General features: G+C 45.2%; 18 protein-coding genes and 1 riboswitch. Of the genes, 2 read left to right on the top strand and 16 right to left on the bottom strand.

All coding sequences use genetic code 11. The features are described 5' to 3' along the window. Window positions 1-547 precede the first annotated feature (547 nt). The gene (gene trxB, locus V7201_RS00200; RefSeq protein WP_335374772.1) at window positions 548-1,501 is read right to left on the bottom strand and encodes a thioredoxin-disulfide reductase; all 954 of its coding nucleotides are present in this window, start codon (window positions 1,499-1,501) and stop codon (window positions 548-550) included. A 285-nt stretch (window positions 1,502-1,786) separates the two neighbouring features. After that, a riboswitch (TPP riboswitch) is annotated at window positions 1,787-1,895 on the top strand. Window positions 1,896-2,017: 122 nt separating this feature from the next. On the opposite strand from trxB, the gene tenA reads away from it, so the two are divergent. Beyond that, entirely contained in the window at window positions 2,018-2,689 is a 672-nt protein-coding gene (gene tenA / locus V7201_RS00195; protein ID WP_335374771.1) for a thiaminase II, read from the top strand. Between the two features lie 122 nt (window positions 2,690-2,811). Here the strand turns inward: tenA and V7201_RS00190 are convergent, their stop codons facing one another. From V7201_RS00190 to V7201_RS00150, 9 genes are all read right to left on the bottom strand, one after another. Beyond that, window positions 2,812-4,320 carry a tetratricopeptide repeat protein gene (locus V7201_RS00190; protein ID WP_335374770.1) on the bottom strand — a complete coding sequence of 503 codons (1,509 nt, stop codon included), beginning with the start codon at window positions 4,318-4,320 and terminating at the stop codon, window positions 2,812-2,814. 285 nt (window positions 4,321-4,605) lie between these two features. Further along, window positions 4,606-5,250 carry a bifunctional phosphoribosyl-AMP cyclohydrolase/phosphoribosyl-ATP diphosphatase HisIE gene (gene hisIE / locus V7201_RS00185; protein WP_335374769.1) on the bottom strand — a complete coding sequence of 215 codons (645 nt, stop codon included), beginning with the start codon at window positions 5,248-5,250 and terminating at the stop codon, window positions 4,606-4,608. Next, window positions 5,247-6,005: an imidazole glycerol phosphate synthase subunit HisF gene (gene hisF, locus V7201_RS00180; RefSeq protein ID WP_335374768.1), complete on the bottom strand. Its 759-nt coding sequence runs from the start codon at window positions 6,003-6,005 to the stop codon at window positions 5,247-5,249. Before hisF ends, hisIE begins: the two co-directional genes overlap by 4 nt. Further along, window positions 6,005-6,736, bottom strand: a complete 732-nt coding sequence (hisA, locus tag V7201_RS00175; protein ID WP_335374767.1) for a 1-(5-phosphoribosyl)-5-[(5-phosphoribosylamino)methylideneamino]imidazole-4-carboxamide isomerase — start codon at window positions 6,734-6,736, stop codon at window positions 6,005-6,007. Before hisA ends, hisF begins: the two co-directional genes overlap by 1 nt. Then, complete coding sequence (gene hisH / locus V7201_RS00170) at window positions 6,733-7,374, bottom strand: imidazole glycerol phosphate synthase subunit HisH (RefSeq protein WP_335374766.1); 642 nt, start codon at window positions 7,372-7,374, stop codon at window positions 6,733-6,735. The genes hisA and hisH overlap by 4 nt, the downstream gene beginning before the upstream one ends. Window positions 7,375-7,473: 99 nt before the next feature. Beyond that, window positions 7,474-8,061, bottom strand: coding sequence for an imidazoleglycerol-phosphate dehydratase HisB (gene hisB, locus V7201_RS00165; protein WP_335374765.1), 588 nt, complete (start codon window positions 8,059-8,061; stop codon window positions 7,474-7,476). Window positions 8,062-8,133: 72 nt separating this feature from the next. Next, window positions 8,134-9,399: a histidinol dehydrogenase gene (hisD, locus tag V7201_RS00160; protein WP_335374764.1), complete on the bottom strand. Its 1,266-nt coding sequence runs from the start codon at window positions 9,397-9,399 to the stop codon at window positions 8,134-8,136. A 64-nt stretch (window positions 9,400-9,463) separates the two neighbouring features. After that, window positions 9,464-10,087 (bottom strand): ATP phosphoribosyltransferase, encoded by a 624-nt coding sequence (gene hisG / locus V7201_RS00155; protein ID WP_335374763.1) that lies wholly within the window; start codon window positions 10,085-10,087, stop codon window positions 9,464-9,466. Beyond that, entirely contained in the window at window positions 10,084-11,268 is a 1,185-nt protein-coding gene (locus V7201_RS00150; RefSeq protein ID WP_335374762.1) for an ATP phosphoribosyltransferase regulatory subunit, read from the bottom strand. Before V7201_RS00150 ends, hisG begins: the two co-directional genes overlap by 4 nt. A 386-nt stretch (window positions 11,269-11,654) precedes the next feature. Here V7201_RS00150 and V7201_RS00145 point away from each other — a divergent pair, with 386 nt between their 5' ends. After that, window positions 11,655-12,212 (top strand): HAD hydrolase-like protein, encoded by a 558-nt coding sequence (locus tag V7201_RS00145; RefSeq protein ID WP_335374761.1) that lies wholly within the window; start codon window positions 11,655-11,657, stop codon window positions 12,210-12,212. A gap of 72 nt (window positions 12,213-12,284) precedes the next feature. Here V7201_RS00145 and V7201_RS00140 read toward each other — a convergent pair whose 3' ends face one another. The 6 genes from V7201_RS00140 to hprK all read right to left on the bottom strand — a co-directional run bounded on the left by V7201_RS00140 (window position 12,285) and on the right by hprK (window position 16,917). Next, entirely contained in the window at window positions 12,285-12,614 is a 330-nt protein-coding gene (locus V7201_RS00140; RefSeq protein ID WP_335374760.1) for a hypothetical protein, read from the bottom strand. Window positions 12,615-12,767: 153 nt separating this feature from the next. Continuing rightward, window positions 12,768-13,307 (bottom strand): acyltransferase, encoded by a 540-nt coding sequence (locus V7201_RS00135; RefSeq protein ID WP_335374759.1) that lies wholly within the window; start codon window positions 13,305-13,307, stop codon window positions 12,768-12,770. A gap of 1 nt (window position 13,308) precedes the next feature. Continuing rightward, window positions 13,309-13,953, bottom strand: a complete 645-nt coding sequence (ppaX, locus tag V7201_RS00130) for a pyrophosphatase PpaX (RefSeq protein WP_335374758.1) — start codon at window positions 13,951-13,953, stop codon at window positions 13,309-13,311. Further along, a complete protein-coding gene (locus V7201_RS00125; RefSeq protein WP_335374757.1) occupies window positions 13,943-14,887 on the bottom strand; it encodes a nucleoside recognition domain-containing protein in 945 nt (314 codons plus the stop codon). Before V7201_RS00125 ends, ppaX begins: the two co-directional genes overlap by 11 nt. A gap of 142 nt (window positions 14,888-15,029) precedes the next feature. Next, complete coding sequence (lgt, locus tag V7201_RS00120; RefSeq protein WP_335374756.1) at window positions 15,030-15,848, bottom strand: prolipoprotein diacylglyceryl transferase; 819 nt, start codon at window positions 15,846-15,848, stop codon at window positions 15,030-15,032. Between the two features lie 133 nt (window positions 15,849-15,981). Next, window positions 15,982-16,917 (bottom strand): HPr(Ser) kinase/phosphatase, encoded by a 936-nt coding sequence (hprK, locus tag V7201_RS00115; protein ID WP_335374755.1) that lies wholly within the window; start codon window positions 16,915-16,917, stop codon window positions 15,982-15,984. Window positions 16,918-17,089: the final 172 nt, after the last annotated feature.

Raw genomic sequence — 17,089 nt, 5'->3', positions numbered from 1 at the left:
GACAAGCGACTCGAGGGGCTAGGCGCTGAAGCTAGACATAAAATAAGTGGTCTAGCTAAATGGCCGAACTTTTATTCTTTCCATTATACTATTTTTAGATTTTCGCCACAATGAATACAAAAATGATATTTCTGTTAATGAATTTTTTTAGCCGGAAATATTAATCTTATCAAAAGTAAAATGTTGAGGAACTATTGTCTAAAGCTTAAGTCAGAATGCAGGATTTCTTAATGGAAATTCGGGGTGTTATATTTATGCCTGAAGGTCTGTATTAATTTTTAGCAAAAAAAGGAGCACAGGATAACCTGTGCCGTCAAAGGATTATATTTTTAAAAGGGGGTCAATTTCTACTTCTATAATACCCCATGATTATTTCACTACTGTTACAGAAGAATTAATAAATAATTACGTTTTGTTAATTTATACCGCCAGGCACTTTTTTTACCAGCAAAAAGGAAATTTTTATCAATGTAAATGTATTTTTATTCCGTACAAAACTAAATACCCGCAGGCAAAGTTCCTGCGGGGAGTTTTAAAGTATCTTATTTTAAGCGTTCGCTTTTAATTCTTCAAGCAATTCTTCTACATAATGCTGTGCGTTCTGTGCAGCGATACTGCCGTCGCCAGTAGCTGTCACGATTTGGCGAAGTGTTTTTTCACGGATATCGCCAGCTGCGAAGATGCCAGGAACTTTCGTTTCCATAAGCTCGTTTGTTTCAATATATCCGCTGCTGTTTGTGATTCCAAGGCTTTCGAATGGCTTTGTTAATGGAACCATTCCGATGTAGATGAATACACCGTCAGCCGGGAATTCCATTTCTTCCCCATCCTCTTTCGTAGATACGAGCGTCACACTGCCAACCTTGCCGTCTTTATCGTTGATTTGCTTAACAGTATGGCTCCAGATAAAGTCAATTTTTTCATTTGCAAACGCGCGATCCTGAAGGATTTTTTGCGCGCGAAGTTCGTCACGTCGGTGAACGATTGTCACTTTTGAAGCAAAACGTGTTAAATAAACGCCTTCTTCAACAGCAGAGTCTCCGCCGCCGACAACAAGAAGTTCTTTATTTTTAAAGAATGCTCCATCACAAACTGCGCAGTAAGAAACGCCGCGTCCGCCTAATTCCTGCTCGCCAGGAACACCGATCTTTTTATATTCTGCACCTGCAGAAATAATAATTGAGCGCGCTTTATATTCTTTGCTGCCAGCTTTGATCGTTTTGTATTCTTTGCCGTCGATGACTTCTTTTACATCACCATAAGCATATTCAGCACCGAATTTTTTAGCGTGATCAAACATTTTAGTTGAAAGCTCAGGTCCAAGAATGTGGTCAAATCCAGGGTAGTTTTCAACTTCTTCCGTATTGGCCATCTGTCCGCCAGGAACGCCGCGTTCAAGCATCAATGTAGATAAATTCGCACGTGATGTATAGACAGCAGCCGTCATGCCTGCCGGGCCAGCACCGATAATGATGACATCATAAATTTTCTCTTCTGACATGGTGTACAACTCCTTTAAAATCAAAATCCGCATTAACTTCCGTTTTCATTCGAAAATAGTATTTCCTGCCTAAACATATCCTATAAAACAAGAGACATATAGTCCAAAAATATGCTTAGAAAAATTGGCTGTTCACGTAATTGACACTAATGATTTGAAGCGTAAAAAATTTGGTTGGATGTGGTCAAGATTTCCTTGCGAACTTTTTTTCTGTCCAGCTTTATTCTTTGACAATTTTCTGAAGGGTGTTATGCTGATTTACAGATAATAATTAAATACGCAATATTCATCTGCTAGGGGAGCCTTTTGTTAAGGCTGAGATTAAAGTGAAACTTTAAGACCCTTCGAACCTGATCTGGATTATACCAGCGTAGGGAAGTGGAGTATCTGGAGCTTTTTTTGTTTCACTTTGCTGCCAATACAACCACTTTCTGCCTAAAGAAAGTGGTTTTTTTATTGGGAAAAAGCATCCTTCGCCGGCAGGATGTTGAATCTTTATTAACCAGGAGGTCTATTATGTCTACTTTTACACAGTTGATCCGCCAAGAAGCAAATGAGATTTGGGAAGCGAATTTTAACCACCCATTCGTCCAGGGAATCGCCAAGGGGACCTTATCTCTTGAAAGCTTTAAATATTATATTTTGCAGGACTCCTATTACCTCTCCCATTTTGCCCGTATCCAGGCAATTGGTGCATCGAGAGCTGAGGATTTATCCATAACGGCAAAAATGGCTGCCCATGCCCAGGGTACATATCAGGCCGAGCTTGGTTTACATGAAAGCTTTATGGGACAGCTTGGTGTCACGAAGGACGACTTGAAAAGCTTCGAGCCAGCTCCGACTGCCTACGCCTATACTTCACACCTTTACCGAGTTTCTGCATCGGGAAGCCTGGGGGAAATCATTGCCGCTATCCTTCCCTGCTACTGGATCTACCACGAGATTGGAGAACTGCTTAAGAATGCTGCTCCGGAAACGCCAGTTTACCAGGAATGGATCGCCGCTTATGGAAGCGACTGGTTCACCGAGCTTGTGAACGAGCAGATCGACCTTCTTGATGCTCTTGCAGAAAAAGCTTCAGAACATGAAAAAGAAAAAATGAAACAGCACTTTTTGATCAGCTGCCATTACGAGCTGCAATTCTGGGAAATGGCCTTCACGCTGGAAGGCTGGTCTACCAATCAATAAAAGGCCATCACAAAGTAAGCATCTTTAAAAGCAAAAAAAGTGTCATACCCGTTATTGGGGATGACACTTTTTTTAAAACAGCTAACCTCATTCTGCCAGGCAGAAGGGTTCCCGCTCTTCAATTAAATGCTGTCTTCTTCATGAAGAAATTCGTTCGCCAAACTAATATATTTTGAAAGTGTTGAAACGGACAGTCCGTATTTATTTGCAACTGCTTGTTTCGAAGTCTTGATATTTCTTAGCTTATCCCAGAGATAATCTACAGCGGCTGCCCATGCTTTCTTATTTTTAAAATCATAGCCAGCTTCTACTGCCTGCTCAAATACTGAAAACCACATAATATAAACACCAGCTTCATTTTTCCCGATCGGCTGATGGTGATCATACAATAGCTTAGCCGTTTCATGCGCGCCGGCAACTTCTTCCTTCTGATCGTTCAACTTGCCTGAAGCGACGTATGCAAGGTACGATTTCTCGACTTCCGTCATTTTATCGGTCGACTTTTCCGCAGCAAGGATCTCTTTCTTTTTTGAAGAAACAGATGTCAGGAAGAGAGCGAATAATCGTTCTTCAGCATAATCACTGTTCAGCTGATGAAGGATCGCCGCAACCTGCGACTCGAATTTACCGCCTGGGTTTTCTGACCAAGGTTCCATCCCCTCTTTTTCAGGAGTGTATTCGAGAACCTTTTTCCAAATCACTCTTGCAGAATGCTCCCTGCCGGTAAAATAGGATGCATGCGCCAGCCAGTAATAGAAGGCCCCATCCCCTTCAAATCCTGTTTTCTGAAGCTTCTTCAGCCATCTGTAGGCCAGTTCATATTCACCAACAAGCGCAAATGTGGCACCAAGCTTGAACTGATGTTCAACGTGGATTGGATGTATTTTACCCAATGAATTCTTCAAATCCTCGACTTCTGCAGTCTGATTCTGATAGTGAGCAAACACTAATGCATTGCACAAAGCGTGCAGGTTGCCTGGGTTTTGCTCCAGCACATCATTGAGAATTTCCCTTGCCTTGATCGTTTCACCAAGGTAAAAATACGCCAGTGCCAGATTATTGTACGCAGACCAGTATTCCGGATACTCTTCGATGACTTCATGGAAAATCTCGATCGCCTTTGGAAATTCGCCAGATTCAAGATGGTTCCTGGCCTCTTCCTGCTTGATGATCAAATCATCTTCTTCATAATAGTCTTCATCCATTTCCTCTGCTTCGAGCGTGAGCAGTTCAAGGAGATCATTTGCATCCTCCGCAAACTCCCCATCTTCATTCAATTCTAAGTAAAGGTTCGAGTGCCTGAACGCATCTCTAAATAAGCCCATATGAGCGTAGTTATTCGCTAAGAAATAATGGCACTCTGCCATGTTTTCATCAAGTTCTTCGAGGATCAAGTGCAAAAGACGGTTAGACTGCTGGTATTCCCCCAACTCCGATTGCACAATGGCCAGCTGGCACATGATCATCGGTTCGCCGGGCTCAAGCTGCATCGCGCGCTGGAAATACTTCTCAGCCTTCTTAAGATCCCGTCTATGGAAAGCCTTGACCCCTTTGGTGAAGTAATATTCACCTGTAGGAACGAACGACAGCAATTGTCCCTTTTGCTTCATTGCTTTAGAGTCTTTTCCCATGTGATCCTCCGTAAAACGTTTTTAACTAAGGCTCTTTACGTATTCCAAGTTGCATTTATGACTTGGTGCATGGATCCATCCTTTTGATGATCCAGTATCGAAAAGTCATCCCGTATCGCATTCCTTTCGGGAAACAGCCATTAACTAATGTAGTATAACATACGGACAGAGCGTAAGAGAAGATGGTGATTGGAAATTGTAGTGGTGGGGCTGGGGATATTTGGTTGTTAATAACTGGAAACCTTCTAAAAATTTCTTCAGATAAAAAAAATCCAGCGCAACTCACTATTCAGCGCTGGATTTCTTTCTCTTATTCAAGACTTCCAATACATTTTTCAATGGCAGTTTCTGCTCTTGCAGGAGTACCATAAGATGGTAAAGTAAATCGGCGGCTTCCCACTTGAGTTCTTCTGGGTCGCGGTTTTTTGCGGCGATGATAACTTCCGCTGCTTCTTCGCCTACTTTTTTCAGGATTTTATCTACGCCTTTGTCAAACAAGTACGTTGTATAGGCGCCTTCTGGCATATCGCGCTCGCGTTCACGGATTGTTTTTTCAAGCTCGAGCACGACACTGAAATCGCTCAATGACGCAGTGTTAGCAGAAGCTTCATCGATTATCAGACTTTCTGAAAAACAGCTGACCGCACCGGTATGGCATGCAGGCCCTGCTGGTTCAACGAGTACAACTAATGCATCTCCGTCACAGTCATATTTGATCTCAACAATTTTCTGAGTGTTTCCGCTCGTGCCGCCTTTGTGCCAGAGCTCCTGGCGGGATCGGCTGTAAAACCAGGTTTCACGAGTTTCCAGAGACTTCTCGAGCGATTCTTTGTTCATATAAGCCACTGTCAGCACTTCGCGTGTTGACGCATCCTGGACAACGGCAGGAATCAGCCCGCTGGCGTCAAATTTCAATTCTTCTCTCTTCATCTTACAGTCACTCCTTCTTCGCGAAGATGGGATTTCACTTCTTTTACCGAGGTTTCGCGATAGTGGAAAATCGATGCGGCCAAGGCTGCGTCTGCTCTTCCTTCTTTAAACGCATCAACGAAATGCTCGGCGTTTCCTGCCCCGCCGGAAGCGATGATCGGAACCGTTACTGCTTCACTTACGGCACGTGTGAGTGAAAGGTCAAAGCCCTGCTTCTCGCCGTCACTGTCCATGCTCGTCAACAGGATTTCACCTGCACCAAGCCTGACTGCTTCGCGAGCCCACTCAATGACTTCCAGTTCAGTCGGAGTGCGGCCGCCATGCGTATACACGCGCCAGGAACCGAGCTCCTCATCGTATTTTGCATCAATGGCAACGACGATGCATTGGGACCCGAAAAAAGCTGAACCCTCTGCGATTAATCCTGGCCTGTTTACAGCAGCAGTATTCAACGACACCTTGTCTGCTCCTGAACGAAGCATCCTTTTCATATCCTCGAGCGTGTTAATGCCTCCGCCTACCGTAAATGGAATGGCAAGCTCTGAAGCGACTTCTTTTACGACCTCAACCATGGTCTTCCTGCCTTCTACGGAAGCCGATATATCAAGGAATACAAGTTCATCAGCACCCTGCTCATCATAAAACCGGGCAAGCTCCACTGGGTCGCCAGCGTCGCGAAGCTGGACAAACTGGACACCCTTTACGACGCGGCCATCTTTTACATCAAGGCACGGAATGATTCTTTTACTAAGCATTAGTCATTCCCCGCTTCCAGGGCAGATTTTACCGTGAAACGTCCTTCGTAAACCGCTTTGCCTACGATTGCCCCGCTAACTCCATCTGCGCTCAAAGACTTCAATGCTTTCAGATCATCCAGCGAGCTGACACCGCCTGAAGCGATGACGCTTTTTCCTGTTTCTATCGCGAGCTGGCGAGTCGCTTCCACATTAGGTCCTGCAAGTGTTCCATCTGTTGCGATATCGGTGAAAATAAACGTCTCTGCTCCTGCGTCTGCGAATCGTTTTCCAAGATCAACAGCAGTTACTTCAGATGTAGTCAGCCAGCCATGGGTAGCAACAAGGCCATTTTTCGCATCAAGACCGATGGCGATTCGCGCTCCATATTTCTTCACCATTTCCTCAGCAAACTCAGGATTCGAAACAGCGATGCTGCCAATGATGACTCTGGCAACTCCATTTTCCAGATAATGATTGATATCGTTTTCAGTGCGGATGCCGCCGCCGATTTGAACATTGACTCCAAGCTCCTGTGCTGCCTTGATCACAAATTCATCGTTGACCCTTTTGCCGTCCTTCGCACCGTCCAAATCGACCATGTGGATCCAATCGGCACCTTCACCGGCAAATTTCTTGGCCATTTCGAAAGGAGAGTCCCCATATACGGTTTCCTTCTCATAATCGCCCTGCAAAAGACGGACACATTTCCCGCCGCGCATGTCTATCGCTGGATAAATGGTGAATTTCATCGCTTAGCCTTCCTTTCTGCCGCAAGCTCGGTAAAATTCCTGAGCAGCCCCATTCCCATTTCACTGCTTTTTTCTGGATGGAATTGCATGCCGAATATATTCCCTCTGCCTACGATCGCAGGTACTTCCACATCATAGTAGTCACCGACCGCAACAAGCACGTCAGGATCGGCGGCTTTTACATAAAAGGAATGCACAAAGTAAACGTAGTCTTCTTCAATCGCATTCAATAACGGCGAATCACCTGTAAAACGAAGCTTGTTCCAGCCCATATGCGGAACTTTATAGGACTCACCTTGGGCTGTCTTTCCGCTGAACCGCTCCACTTTTCCTGGCAGCAGGCTGAGGCCCTTTGTCAGTCCGTTCTCCGTGCTTTCTTCAAACAACAGCTGCATGCCGAGGCATATTCCGAGCACAGGCTTTCCGGTAGCAGCGAAGTCGCGGATCGTTCGTGTCAAACCAGTACGATTCAAGGCTTCCATCGCATCACGGAATGAGCCTACCCCAGGGACCAGCAAGGCATCTGCCTCCATCAGTCCATCCTTAAATTGTGAAATAAAATAAGGCGTATCCAGTCGTTCAAGCGCTTTGCTGACGCTGAATAAATTGCCCATGCCGTAATCAACGATGCCAATCATGGTCTTACTTCCTTTCCTGTGCAGGTTCCTTGCATTTGATTAAGTTTTCGAACTGAAACGTTACACTTTAGACGCAATGCCCATGCCTGCTAATGCTTTTTACAGCATTCCTTTTGTGGAAGGAACACCTTTTACTCTCGGGTCGATTGTCGTCGCTTCATCTAGCGCGCGGCCCAATGCTTTAAAGACTGCTTCAATCATATGGTGCGTATTTTTACCGTAGTGGACGATGACGTGCAGGTTCATTCTTGCCTCAAGCGCGAGTTTCCATAGGAATTCATGGACAAGCTCTACATCGAAAGTTCCAACCTGCTGTGCGGGGAATTCCGCGCGCATCTCGAGGTGAGGACGGTTGCTTAAGTCAATGACAACCTGTGCCAGCGCTTCATCCATCGGAACAAGTGCATTTCCGTAGCGTTTGATTCCCTTTTTATCACCAAGCGCCTCACGCAACGCCTGTCCGATGCAAATGCCGATGTCTTCTGTTGTATGGTGTCCATCGACCTCGACATCGCCCTTTGCATCAACGGAAAGGTCAAACTGTCCATGTTTTGCAAACAAATCAAGCATATGGGACAGGAATGGCACACCTGTTTCGAGAGAGGTCTTTCCTTCGCCATCGACGCTAAAACTCAGGTCGATTTTCGTTTCATTCGTATAACGGTTCACCGTTGAGGTTCTTTCCATTGTTGCTGCCTCCGTTCCTTATCGTAAAATTGAGACTCTAATCTAAAGAATCTCCTACTATATAATTTTGCTCTATTTCAGCCTCGTCTCAACTGCACGTGCATGGGCTTCAAGTCCTTCAAGCCTTGCAAACTCAGCTATTTTTGCTCCGTTGTCTTTCATGGCTTTTTCACTGTAGAGAATGATGCTTGATTTCTTTTGGAAATCCTCGACGCTTAACGGGCTTGAGAAGCGGGCTGTACCGTTCGTTGGCAGGACGTGATTAGGGCCAGCGAAGTAGTCGCCGACAGGTTCGGAGCTGTATCTGCCGAGGAAAATAGCGCCAGCGTGCTTGATTTTACCGAGCAATTCAATCGCGTTTTTTGTTACGATTTCAAGATGCTCTGGTGCCAGCTGATTGATTGCTCCGATTGCTTCATCCATATCCGAAGCCACATAGATTGCTCCGTAGTTTTCAATCGCTGCTGAAGCAATGTCTTTTCTTGGCAATTGGGCCAGCTGTCTTTCAACTTCCGATTGTACATTTTCCGCAAGTGAGCGTGATGTCGTTACTAAAATTGCGCAGGCTCTCGGATCGTGCTCTGCCTGGGAAAGCAAATCTGCTGCAACTTCTTCTGCACGAGCTGTGTCATCAGCTAAAATGCCAATTTCACTTGGTCCGGCGATCATATCAATTGCCACATCGCCGAAAACTTCCCGCTTGGCAAGCGCAACAAAGATGTTGCCTGGACCTGTGATTTTATCGACCGGCTTGATGGATTCGGTCCCATATGCCAGGGCTGCGATTGCCTGTGCACCGCCGATTTTATAGATTTCTTTTACCCCGGCAATATCGGCTGCTACCAGCACACCGGCTGGTAGCTTACCGTCACGGTCTGGTGGTGAGACCATAACAATCCGTTTAACTCCGGCTGTTTTCGCGGGAATGACATTCATCAATACAGATGACGGATAGGCAGCCGTTCCACCAGGGACGTATACGCCTACAGAATCAAGCGGTGTTACCTTTTGGCCAAGCATTGTCCCGTTTTCTTCCGTTGTCATCCATGACGGACGCAATTGTTTTTCATGGTATGTCCGGATATTCGCAGCTGCTTCAGTTATGATATCAACAAGCTTCTGGCTCACCGAGTTGTAAGCTTCCGCAATTTCGTCCTGAGTCACTAGAAAGTCATCAAGTGAAACCAAATCGAATTTTTCAGTAAACGCTTTGACGGCCTGATCGCCTGTTTTACGTACTGCAGCGATAATCTCCTGGACAGCCTTGCGCTGCTCTTCCGTCCCGCCATCAACCGTTCTTTTCAGCGAGATGCCCTCATCTATTTGTAAAATTTTCATTAGTAATCAATCCTTTCACAATCCAGGGAGATTGCAACTTCAACTATCTAGTAATATTCAGCGTTTAAATCACTTCGTTAAGCCGTTTGATCAAGTCGCTGATGCGTTCATCCTTGATTCGGTAGCTGACAGGATTCACGATCAGCCTTGAGGTTACCGTTGTGATGGTTTCATATTCAACGAGGCCATTTTCCTTCAATGTTCTTCCGGTTGAAACGATATCGACAATCCTGTCTGCAAGGCCAATCAATGGCGCAAGCTCGATTGAGCCATTCAATTTGATGATTTCGACCTGCTCGCCCTGTTCCCGGAAATAGGCAGCCGCGATGTTTGGATATTTTGTTGCGATTTTCGGTGCGACGTCATTCATTTTCGTATCCGGAAGTCCGGCAACTGCAAGGTAGCACCCGCTGATTTTCAAATCCAGCAGTTCGTATACATCCCGTTCTTCTTCCAGCAGGACATCCTTGCCTGCAATGCCGAGGTCAGCGACTCCGTGTTCCACATATGTAGCGACATCCATTGGCTTGGCTAAAATGAACCGGAAATTTTCATTTTCAACATCGATGATCAATTTTCTAGAATCATCAAATTCAGGAGGCAGTTCAAAGCCTGCGCGTCTTAGCAGCTCGGCTGCTTCGTCAAAAATCCGGCCTTTCGGCATGGCGATTGTCAATTGATCGCTCATTCCATCGCCCCCTTTTCCGATTTTCCTATGAGGAAGACTACATCTGAGAATGTGTCGGAGCATGTATCCAGATTGCGGACTGTGCTGATGTCTTGCAAAACAATTCTCTCGCCATCCTCACGGCGTTGTGCTGCGAGCTGGTAGGCTTCCTTTCGACGCTCCGGACTGAAAAGAATGCACGTAACCGGTTCGGGTTCCCCTAAATCGCCAAGGCTTTCAAGCAGGCGGTCAAGCCGAAGTGCAAAACCAGTTGCCCCTGTGGATTTGCCGAATTTCTCGAGTAGCCTGTCATAACGGCCGCCATTGCCAATCGGGAATCCGACCATTCCTGCATAAACCTCAAATAAAATACCTGTATAGTAGCTCATATGGCTGACAATCGTTAAATCGAATTTGATGCGGTCACTTTCGCCGAAATCTGCAATGACATCCCAAAGCAGCGATAGTTCATCAATCGCAACCTTCCCTTTTCCATTCTCGATCAGCTCGGAAGCCTTGCCGATGACTTCAGGACCGCCACGCAGTTCAAGAAATGCCAGCAGGCGCTGTGAATCAATCGATGACAGCGGCAGTGATTTTACATGCTCACGGTAGCCCACATAATTTTTCTCATATAAAAATTTCGTTAACTCCCTCGCCCGTTCTTCCGTTCCAAGAATCTGGACAAACAGCTCATTAACGAAGCCGACATGTCCGACAGACAGCTGGAACTGTTCAAGTCCTGCTTTTTTCAAGGAAGAAATCGCAAGGGCAATCATTTCGCCATCTGCACTGACTGAATCATCACCAATGCATTCGACTCCGATTTGTTCAAATTCTGCTGGTCTGCCTCCTTCACGCTGCTGTGCGCGGAAAACATTTGCCGAGTAGGCTAGTCTTAACGGTACATGGTCGTTAAACAGCTTTGATGCCGCAACCCTCGCAATCGGCGCCGTCATATCGGGCCGAAGCACTAATGTGTGGCCCTGCTGATCCAATAATTTGAACAGCTGCTGATCAAGGATTGCCGAAGCATTCCCGACTGTTTCGTAATATTCAAGCGTAGGAGTTTCAATGAATTGAAATCCCCAGCGCTTCATTTCTTTTTCAATCGATCCGCGGACCTTATCTTTCGCTTCGTGCAGTTCAGGAAGTGTATCCCTCATGCCAAGCGGCTTTTCAAACATGAACAATCTGCTCATCGCATTCACCCTCTTCGTTGCTGGTGTTTTTTTATCTATACCCAAATGGGCAGTAGTTTAATTAAATTATCAAAATCCTTTAGCTCGCTAATATGGTAACAAGATGAAGTTATATGTAGTTTACATTCCATTTTAGTATCCGTCAACCATAACCTCTTCATTAAAAAGAATTGGGTCTTGTTGATCGATTTGGATTTCGGTACATCTATTTCTCATTGTTTTCATTTGAAATGGGAATGCCTTATAGTAAGGGAAGGACAACTTTTAATTAGGACTTTGTGAGGCACGGCGAACACTCCTGGTAAGCAAGCGTCAGTAGTGGACATCAACAGTTTAGGTTAACTGAGCCTTTTTAAAAAAGGGCAAACGTAAAGGAGGCTGTCAGCATGAAAATTCTTTGGGATTTGGATGGAACTATTCTTGATACATGGCCTACACTTGTAGAAGCATTCACGATTATCGCGGAAAAAGACTTGCCGTATGAAGAGGTTCTTCCCCACTTAAAATACGGAAGTGCATATGAGTATTATGGGGTAGATAAAAATAGGGTAAAGGCATTCCGGGAAGTCGAGCGAACCTTGCACCATGACCGAAAGCCGCTTTTTCCATATGTGAAAGATGTTCTGTCGGGAGCGGATTTCAATGTGCTTGTCACCCACCGGAACCGGCGTTCTACAGAAGAACTGCTGGACCATTGGGATCTCAATAAATACTTCGTGGAAGTCATTTGTCCTGCAGATGACGGCTACTCGTTAAAGCCCGACATCCACGCATATCAATATCTTCATGAGCGATATCAACTGGATCTTGCGGTAGGCGACCAAAAGACAGACTTGATTCCGGCGAAAAAAATCGGCTTGATGACATGCTCTTTCCAGGAACAGAATGAGTATGCGGACCACCTTATTAACTGCTATTCTGAATTTCCGTATAAGTTAAAATAGGCATAAAAATAGCGAAACGGTCGTAAAAACCTTTTCGCTATTTTTATAGTGATATATTTGCCTGTAAAACGATTATTCCCCACGGAAAATACTCATATAATAATCAAAGTTGCCAGCTTCAGACCAGGAAGCAGCGTCTAACTTTATTAACATGTACGCATATAAGATATAAGAGAACACTAAGATAATATACTTTCCTAGTTTTTTTGTAACAGGCTTCAGAACTGCGGACCACAGAAAATAAATTCCTACAGGAAACCCAATGACAACAATCGGCAGTGATACGATGCCAATCAGAAAATAAAACATCGCTACCGAGAGTAGATAAGCCATGACGAAACCAATACAAGCCGCTAAAAATAATAAAACATACTTCAAATAGCTTTTTGCAGTAATGCTCATAAGGTCAGGCTCCTTTCATTAAAATCTATGTATGGAAGGTTCAGATGCAGACTGCTTATGTATAACTAGCTTCTTTGTATTCTTACAAAACATCCTATTGTGGCCGGCAAGCACTTTTCCTCAAAAATAGCGAAACGGGATTTCCCGTTTCGCTCAATTTTTTTCAGCCTGTCCATAAATTTCGTCGTCTGCCCAGCGTTCTTCGAGTTCTTCCCTTGTATAGATGACGCGCATTGGATTGCCTCCGACAAAAGTGCCAGCAGGGACATCCTTATGGACGAGAGTACCCGCTGATACAATCGCCCCATCACCGATTGTGATGCCAGGCATGATGGTCGAATTGGCGCCGATCATGACCTCGCTGCCGATAATCACATCACCGAGACGGTATTCCTTGATTAAGTACTCGTGTGCAAGGATGGTTGTGTTATATCCAATTACCGTATTGCGGCCAACGCTGATTTTTTCAGGGAACATGACGTCCAGCATGACCATCAGCGCGAATGACGTCTGGTCACCGACCTTCATTCTTAATAAATGGCGGTACAGCCAGTTTTTCATACCGAGAAACGGAGTATAACGCGCAATTTGGATGACGATGAAATTTTTCACTACCTTCCAAAATGGAACAGTTTTATAAACATGCCAGAGAGAATTGGCGCCTTTAACACGATAACGCGTCGTCTTCCTCATCTTACACCCCGAGAATCGGCAGGATATCAGCCATTTTATCTAAAATGTAATCTGGCTTGTATTGTTCTAAATGTTCTCTTCCTTTAATCGACCATGAAACACCAATCGTTTTCGTGCCGGCATTTTTTCCGCCCAGGATATCATGGTGGTTATCACCGACCATGACGGCCCTTTCAGGAGATGAGCCTAATAATTCCAATGCTTTTAACAGTGGTTCAGGGTCAGGCTTTGGATTTTTAACATGATCAAGAGCAACAATCACTTCGAAAAATTCATCCAGCCCTGTCAGCTTCAATCCCATCGCAACCACGTCAGACCGTTTAGTTGTTACGATCCCTAAATGGAAGCCGTTCTCTTTTAAAGTCCTGACCGTTTCGTACACACCTTCAAACTCTTTTACCAAAAGGTCGTGGTTTGTAAGATTATACGTACGGTAAGTTGTAATCATTTCTTCGTAACCCTCAGGATTCATCGGCTCGAAGGTTTCCTGCAGCGACGGCCCTAAAAACGGCAGGACATCCGCACGCTGATATTGGCCTGGATAATAATGTTCCATCGTATGAAGGAAAGATGAAACAATCAATTCGTTTGTATCAATCAATGTCCCATCTAAATCGAACAGGACGGTGTCTATTTTATTGCTCATATACTGCTTCCTTTCTTTTTGCAAGTTCTGCTCGGTTCCAGATAAAAGCTACTGTAACGGTCAATAATACGGCCACTCCTAGACGAATGAATAATAGAGGCAGCACTGGAATTCCGAGCGGGACAAAAATCAATGTATCTTCAACGACAGCGTGGCAGGCAACGAGGAAGATGAAGGCAATCGTAACATCCTTCTTGCTGACGCCATCCTCCTGAACGGCCTGGATCATCACGCCTGCTCCATATGCCAGACCAATCAGCAGGCCGGCAGCAAGGGTGGTCGAAGTGTTTTCCTTCATGCCCAGTGCTCTTGTCACAGGTGCCATCCACCTGGAGAACACTGCGAGCCATTGCCTGTCTTTCATGATTTGGACAACAACCATGAGCGGTATGACGATAATCGCCAGCTGGAAGATGCCGATTCCGGCTTTTGTCACACTTTCGAGTAAAATTGGGCCCATACCTGTTACGGTCTCTGTTTTTGAAGGGATCATTCCGTACTTGGCGATTTCGGATCCACCACTCCAGATCAGGTTAATCACGGCTGCTGAAGTAATCGCTAGCCCGAAACGGACAAGCAGGATGACCCAGAGCTTAACGCCAACCTTGAGACCCACTCCTGATTCAACAAGCATGTTATGGGAGAAGCTCAGCATCACAGCGATGATGAAGACTTCTTTTACCGATAAATCAAGTGTCAATATGGCTCCGATGGCAGCGTACAGATTAAGAAAATTCCCAATGACCAGTGGAATCGCCGCATCCCCTGACAGACCGATAAGTGACATCATCGGTGTGATCAGATCGATCACCCACGGCAGCACAGGGGTGTATTGAAGGATTGAAACGATCAAAGTGACAGGAAAAATGACTTTCCCCAGAGCCCAGGTCGTCTTCAAGCCCACCATTAATCCATTTTTCAATGATGTAACCATTGAAGCATCTCTCCCGTTAATTCAGCCTTTTTTTATATAAGGTCTTTATACATTTTATTAATGCGAAAATTTATAATACGACATGACTTTTATCAGCTACGGATACTTAGTATGACTTAGCTAGGATGCTATTGTTTGAAAGTTAATTTTGACTTTCCAAATAGCGGACCTTGGAATATCCCTTTACTCTTCGGAAAATCCATAAGCCGACAGCCATCAGGACGAGGGCGATTGAGATCATCTGTGCCATCCTTAGTGTATCTGTCAGCATCAGGCTGTCGGTACGCATTCCTTCGACAAAGAAGCGGCCGATCGAATACCAGATAATATAGCTGAGGAAAATTTCCCCGCGGCCAAGATTGACTCTGCGCAATGACATCAAAAGAATAAAGCCTAAGATGTTCCAAATCGATTCATATAAAAATGTCGGATGATAATAGGTTCCGTTAATGTACATTTGGTTGATGATGAACTCTGGAAGGTGCAGGTTTTCCAAGAATGCTCTGCTCACTTCCCCGCCGTGGGCTTCCTGGTTCATGAAATTCCCCCAGCGCCCAATTGCCTGGCCAAGAATCAAGCTTGGTGCTGCAATATCGGCAAGCTTCCAGAAGGATACACCTCTGGCTCTTGTGAAAAAGTAGGTGGTAGCGACCGCACCGATCAAGGCTCCATGGATAGCAATTCCGCCATTCCAGATCTTCGGAATCTCTGCCGGATACTGACTGTAGTACTCCCATTCAAAAATTACATAGTAAAGTCTAGCTGAAATAATCGCGATTGGAATCGCCCATAGCATCAAATCAGCAAAAATATCCTTCGGCAAGCCGCGCTTTTCCCCTTCGCGCATGGCAAGCCATAACGCAATCGCAATTCCCGTCCCAATGATCACACCATACCAGTGCACCTGGATCGGACCAAGCGAAAAAGCAATCGGATCAATCGGCTGAATATTCTTCTCCATATCATTTCCCCTTTTTCTCTATTAAAGTGTTCGCACTTTAGCTCTTTAAAGCATTGGGGGTCTGACCCCCATCGCTTTAACGCTTTGCTGTGCCGGGGGTCTGACCCCCAGCGCGTTAATGCGCTAAATTTTTTTAGTTTTCGTCGTGGTCTCCGTCTTCGATGACGTCGGATAGTCTATTGGTGAATTGTTCGGCTGCGTTGACACCCATTCTCTTCAGCCTGAAGTTCATTGCTGCGACTTCAATGATGACGGCAAGGTTTCGGCCTGGCCGGACTGGGATGGTCAGCTTGGTTACGTCTGTGTCGATGATTTTCATGGTTTCTTCATCCAGCCCAAGTCTGTCGTATGACTTCTTTTGGTCCCAGATTTCCAGGTTGATAATGAGGGTAATCCTTTTGTGGCTTCGCACAGCTCCTGCCCCAAACAGAGTCATCACGTTGAGAATGCCCAGTCCGCGGATCTCAAGGAGATGCTCAATCAATTCCGGTGAGTTCCCGACAAGGGTTCCGATGTCCTCCTGGCGGATCTCGACGCAATCATCCGCAACAAGGCGATGGCCTCTTTTAACCAGCTCCAGCGCTGTTTCACTTTTACCGACGCCGCTCTTTCCCGTGATCAGGACGCCAATCCCATAAATATCGACAAGTACGCCATGTACGGCAGTTGTCGGTGCCAGCTTACTCTCAAGATAGTTGGTCAGATGGCTGGAAAACCTAGTTGTTTTTTGCTTTGTTCTCATAACAGGCACCGATTCGCGCTCGGCCGCTTCAATCAATTCTGGCGGCACTTCCATGTCACGTGTAACAATGATACCCGGTGTGATATCCGTGCACAGCTTTTCCATCCTGAAAGCTTTGTCCCGGGGGTCCAATTTTTCAAAGAACGTCAACTCTGTTTTTCCGAGAAGCTGCAGCCGCTCTGCAGGGTAATATTCGAAATATCCAGCGATCTCCAGTCCTGGTCTTGATATATCAGTCGTTGTAATCGGTCGGTTGATGCCTTCTTCTCCACTAACCAATTCCATATCAAACTTTTTTATAATGTCTTTAGTACGGACTTTTGACAAAGAAGTTCCTCCTTTATAGAACAATTAATTGCTAGTAAAATTCCACATGATAACAATACTTTTTATTTTAGCACTTTTTCACTAATAACCAAATATAAGGTCACTAAAATCAGAATGTGGTGTTTTCTTATTTTTATTAGCTCTGTTAAACATGGCTGTTGATTTTCGTTCC

The organism is Bacillus sp. JJ1122, from assembly GCF_036964885.1.
In the GTDB taxonomy this organism is placed as follows: Bacteria; Bacillota; Bacilli; order Bacillales; family Cytobacillaceae; genus Mesobacillus.
Note: the sequence above shows the minus strand (reverse complement) of the source record. Positions and strands in the feature narration are given on the sequence as shown.

Bases quoted from the DNA above. Each gene is read 5' to 3' on its own strand.
- trxB (WP_335374772.1), bottom strand. From the start codon at position 1,501: ATGTCAGAAGAGAAAATTTATGATGTCATCATTATCGGTGCTGGCCCG.
- tenA (WP_335374771.1), top strand. From the start codon at position 2,018: ATGTCTACTTTTACACAGTTGATCCGCCAAGAAGCAAATGAGATTTGG.
- V7201_RS00190 (WP_335374770.1), bottom strand. From the start codon at position 4,320: ATGGGAAAAGACTCTAAAGCAATGAAGCAAAAGGGACAATTGCTGTCG.
- hisIE (WP_335374769.1), bottom strand. From the start codon at position 5,250: ATGAAGAGAGAAGAATTGAAATTTGACGCCAGCGGGCTGATTCCTGCC.
- hisF (WP_335374768.1), bottom strand. From the start codon at position 6,005: ATGCTTAGTAAAAGAATCATTCCGTGCCTTGATGTAAAAGATGGCCGC.
- hisA (WP_335374767.1), bottom strand. From the start codon at position 6,736: ATGAAATTCACCATTTATCCAGCGATAGACATGCGCGGCGGGAAATGT.
- hisH (WP_335374766.1), bottom strand. From the start codon at position 7,374: ATGATTGGCATCGTTGATTACGGCATGGGCAATTTATTCAGCGTCAGC.
- hisB (WP_335374765.1), bottom strand. From the start codon at position 8,061: ATGGAAAGAACCTCAACGGTGAACCGTTATACGAATGAAACGAAAATC.
- hisD (WP_335374764.1), bottom strand. From the start codon at position 9,399: ATGAAAATTTTACAAATAGATGAGGGCATCTCGCTGAAAAGAACGGTT.
- hisG (WP_335374763.1), bottom strand. From the start codon at position 10,087: ATGAGCGATCAATTGACAATCGCCATGCCGAAAGGCCGGATTTTTGAC.
- V7201_RS00150 (WP_335374762.1), bottom strand. From the start codon at position 11,268: ATGAGCAGATTGTTCATGTTTGAAAAGCCGCTTGGCATGAGGGATACA.
- V7201_RS00145 (WP_335374761.1), top strand. From the start codon at position 11,655: ATGAAAATTCTTTGGGATTTGGATGGAACTATTCTTGATACATGGCCT.
- V7201_RS00140 (WP_335374760.1), bottom strand. From the start codon at position 12,614: ATGAGCATTACTGCAAAAAGCTATTTGAAGTATGTTTTATTATTTTTA.
- V7201_RS00135 (WP_335374759.1), bottom strand. From the start codon at position 13,307: ATGAGGAAGACGACGCGTTATCGTGTTAAAGGCGCCAATTCTCTCTGG.
- ppaX (WP_335374758.1), bottom strand. From the start codon at position 13,953: ATGAGCAATAAAATAGACACCGTCCTGTTCGATTTAGATGGGACATTG.
- V7201_RS00125 (WP_335374757.1), bottom strand. From the start codon at position 14,887: ATGGTTACATCATTGAAAAATGGATTAATGGTGGGCTTGAAGACGACC.
- lgt (WP_335374756.1), bottom strand. From the start codon at position 15,848: ATGGAGAAGAATATTCAGCCGATTGATCCGATTGCTTTTTCGCTTGGT.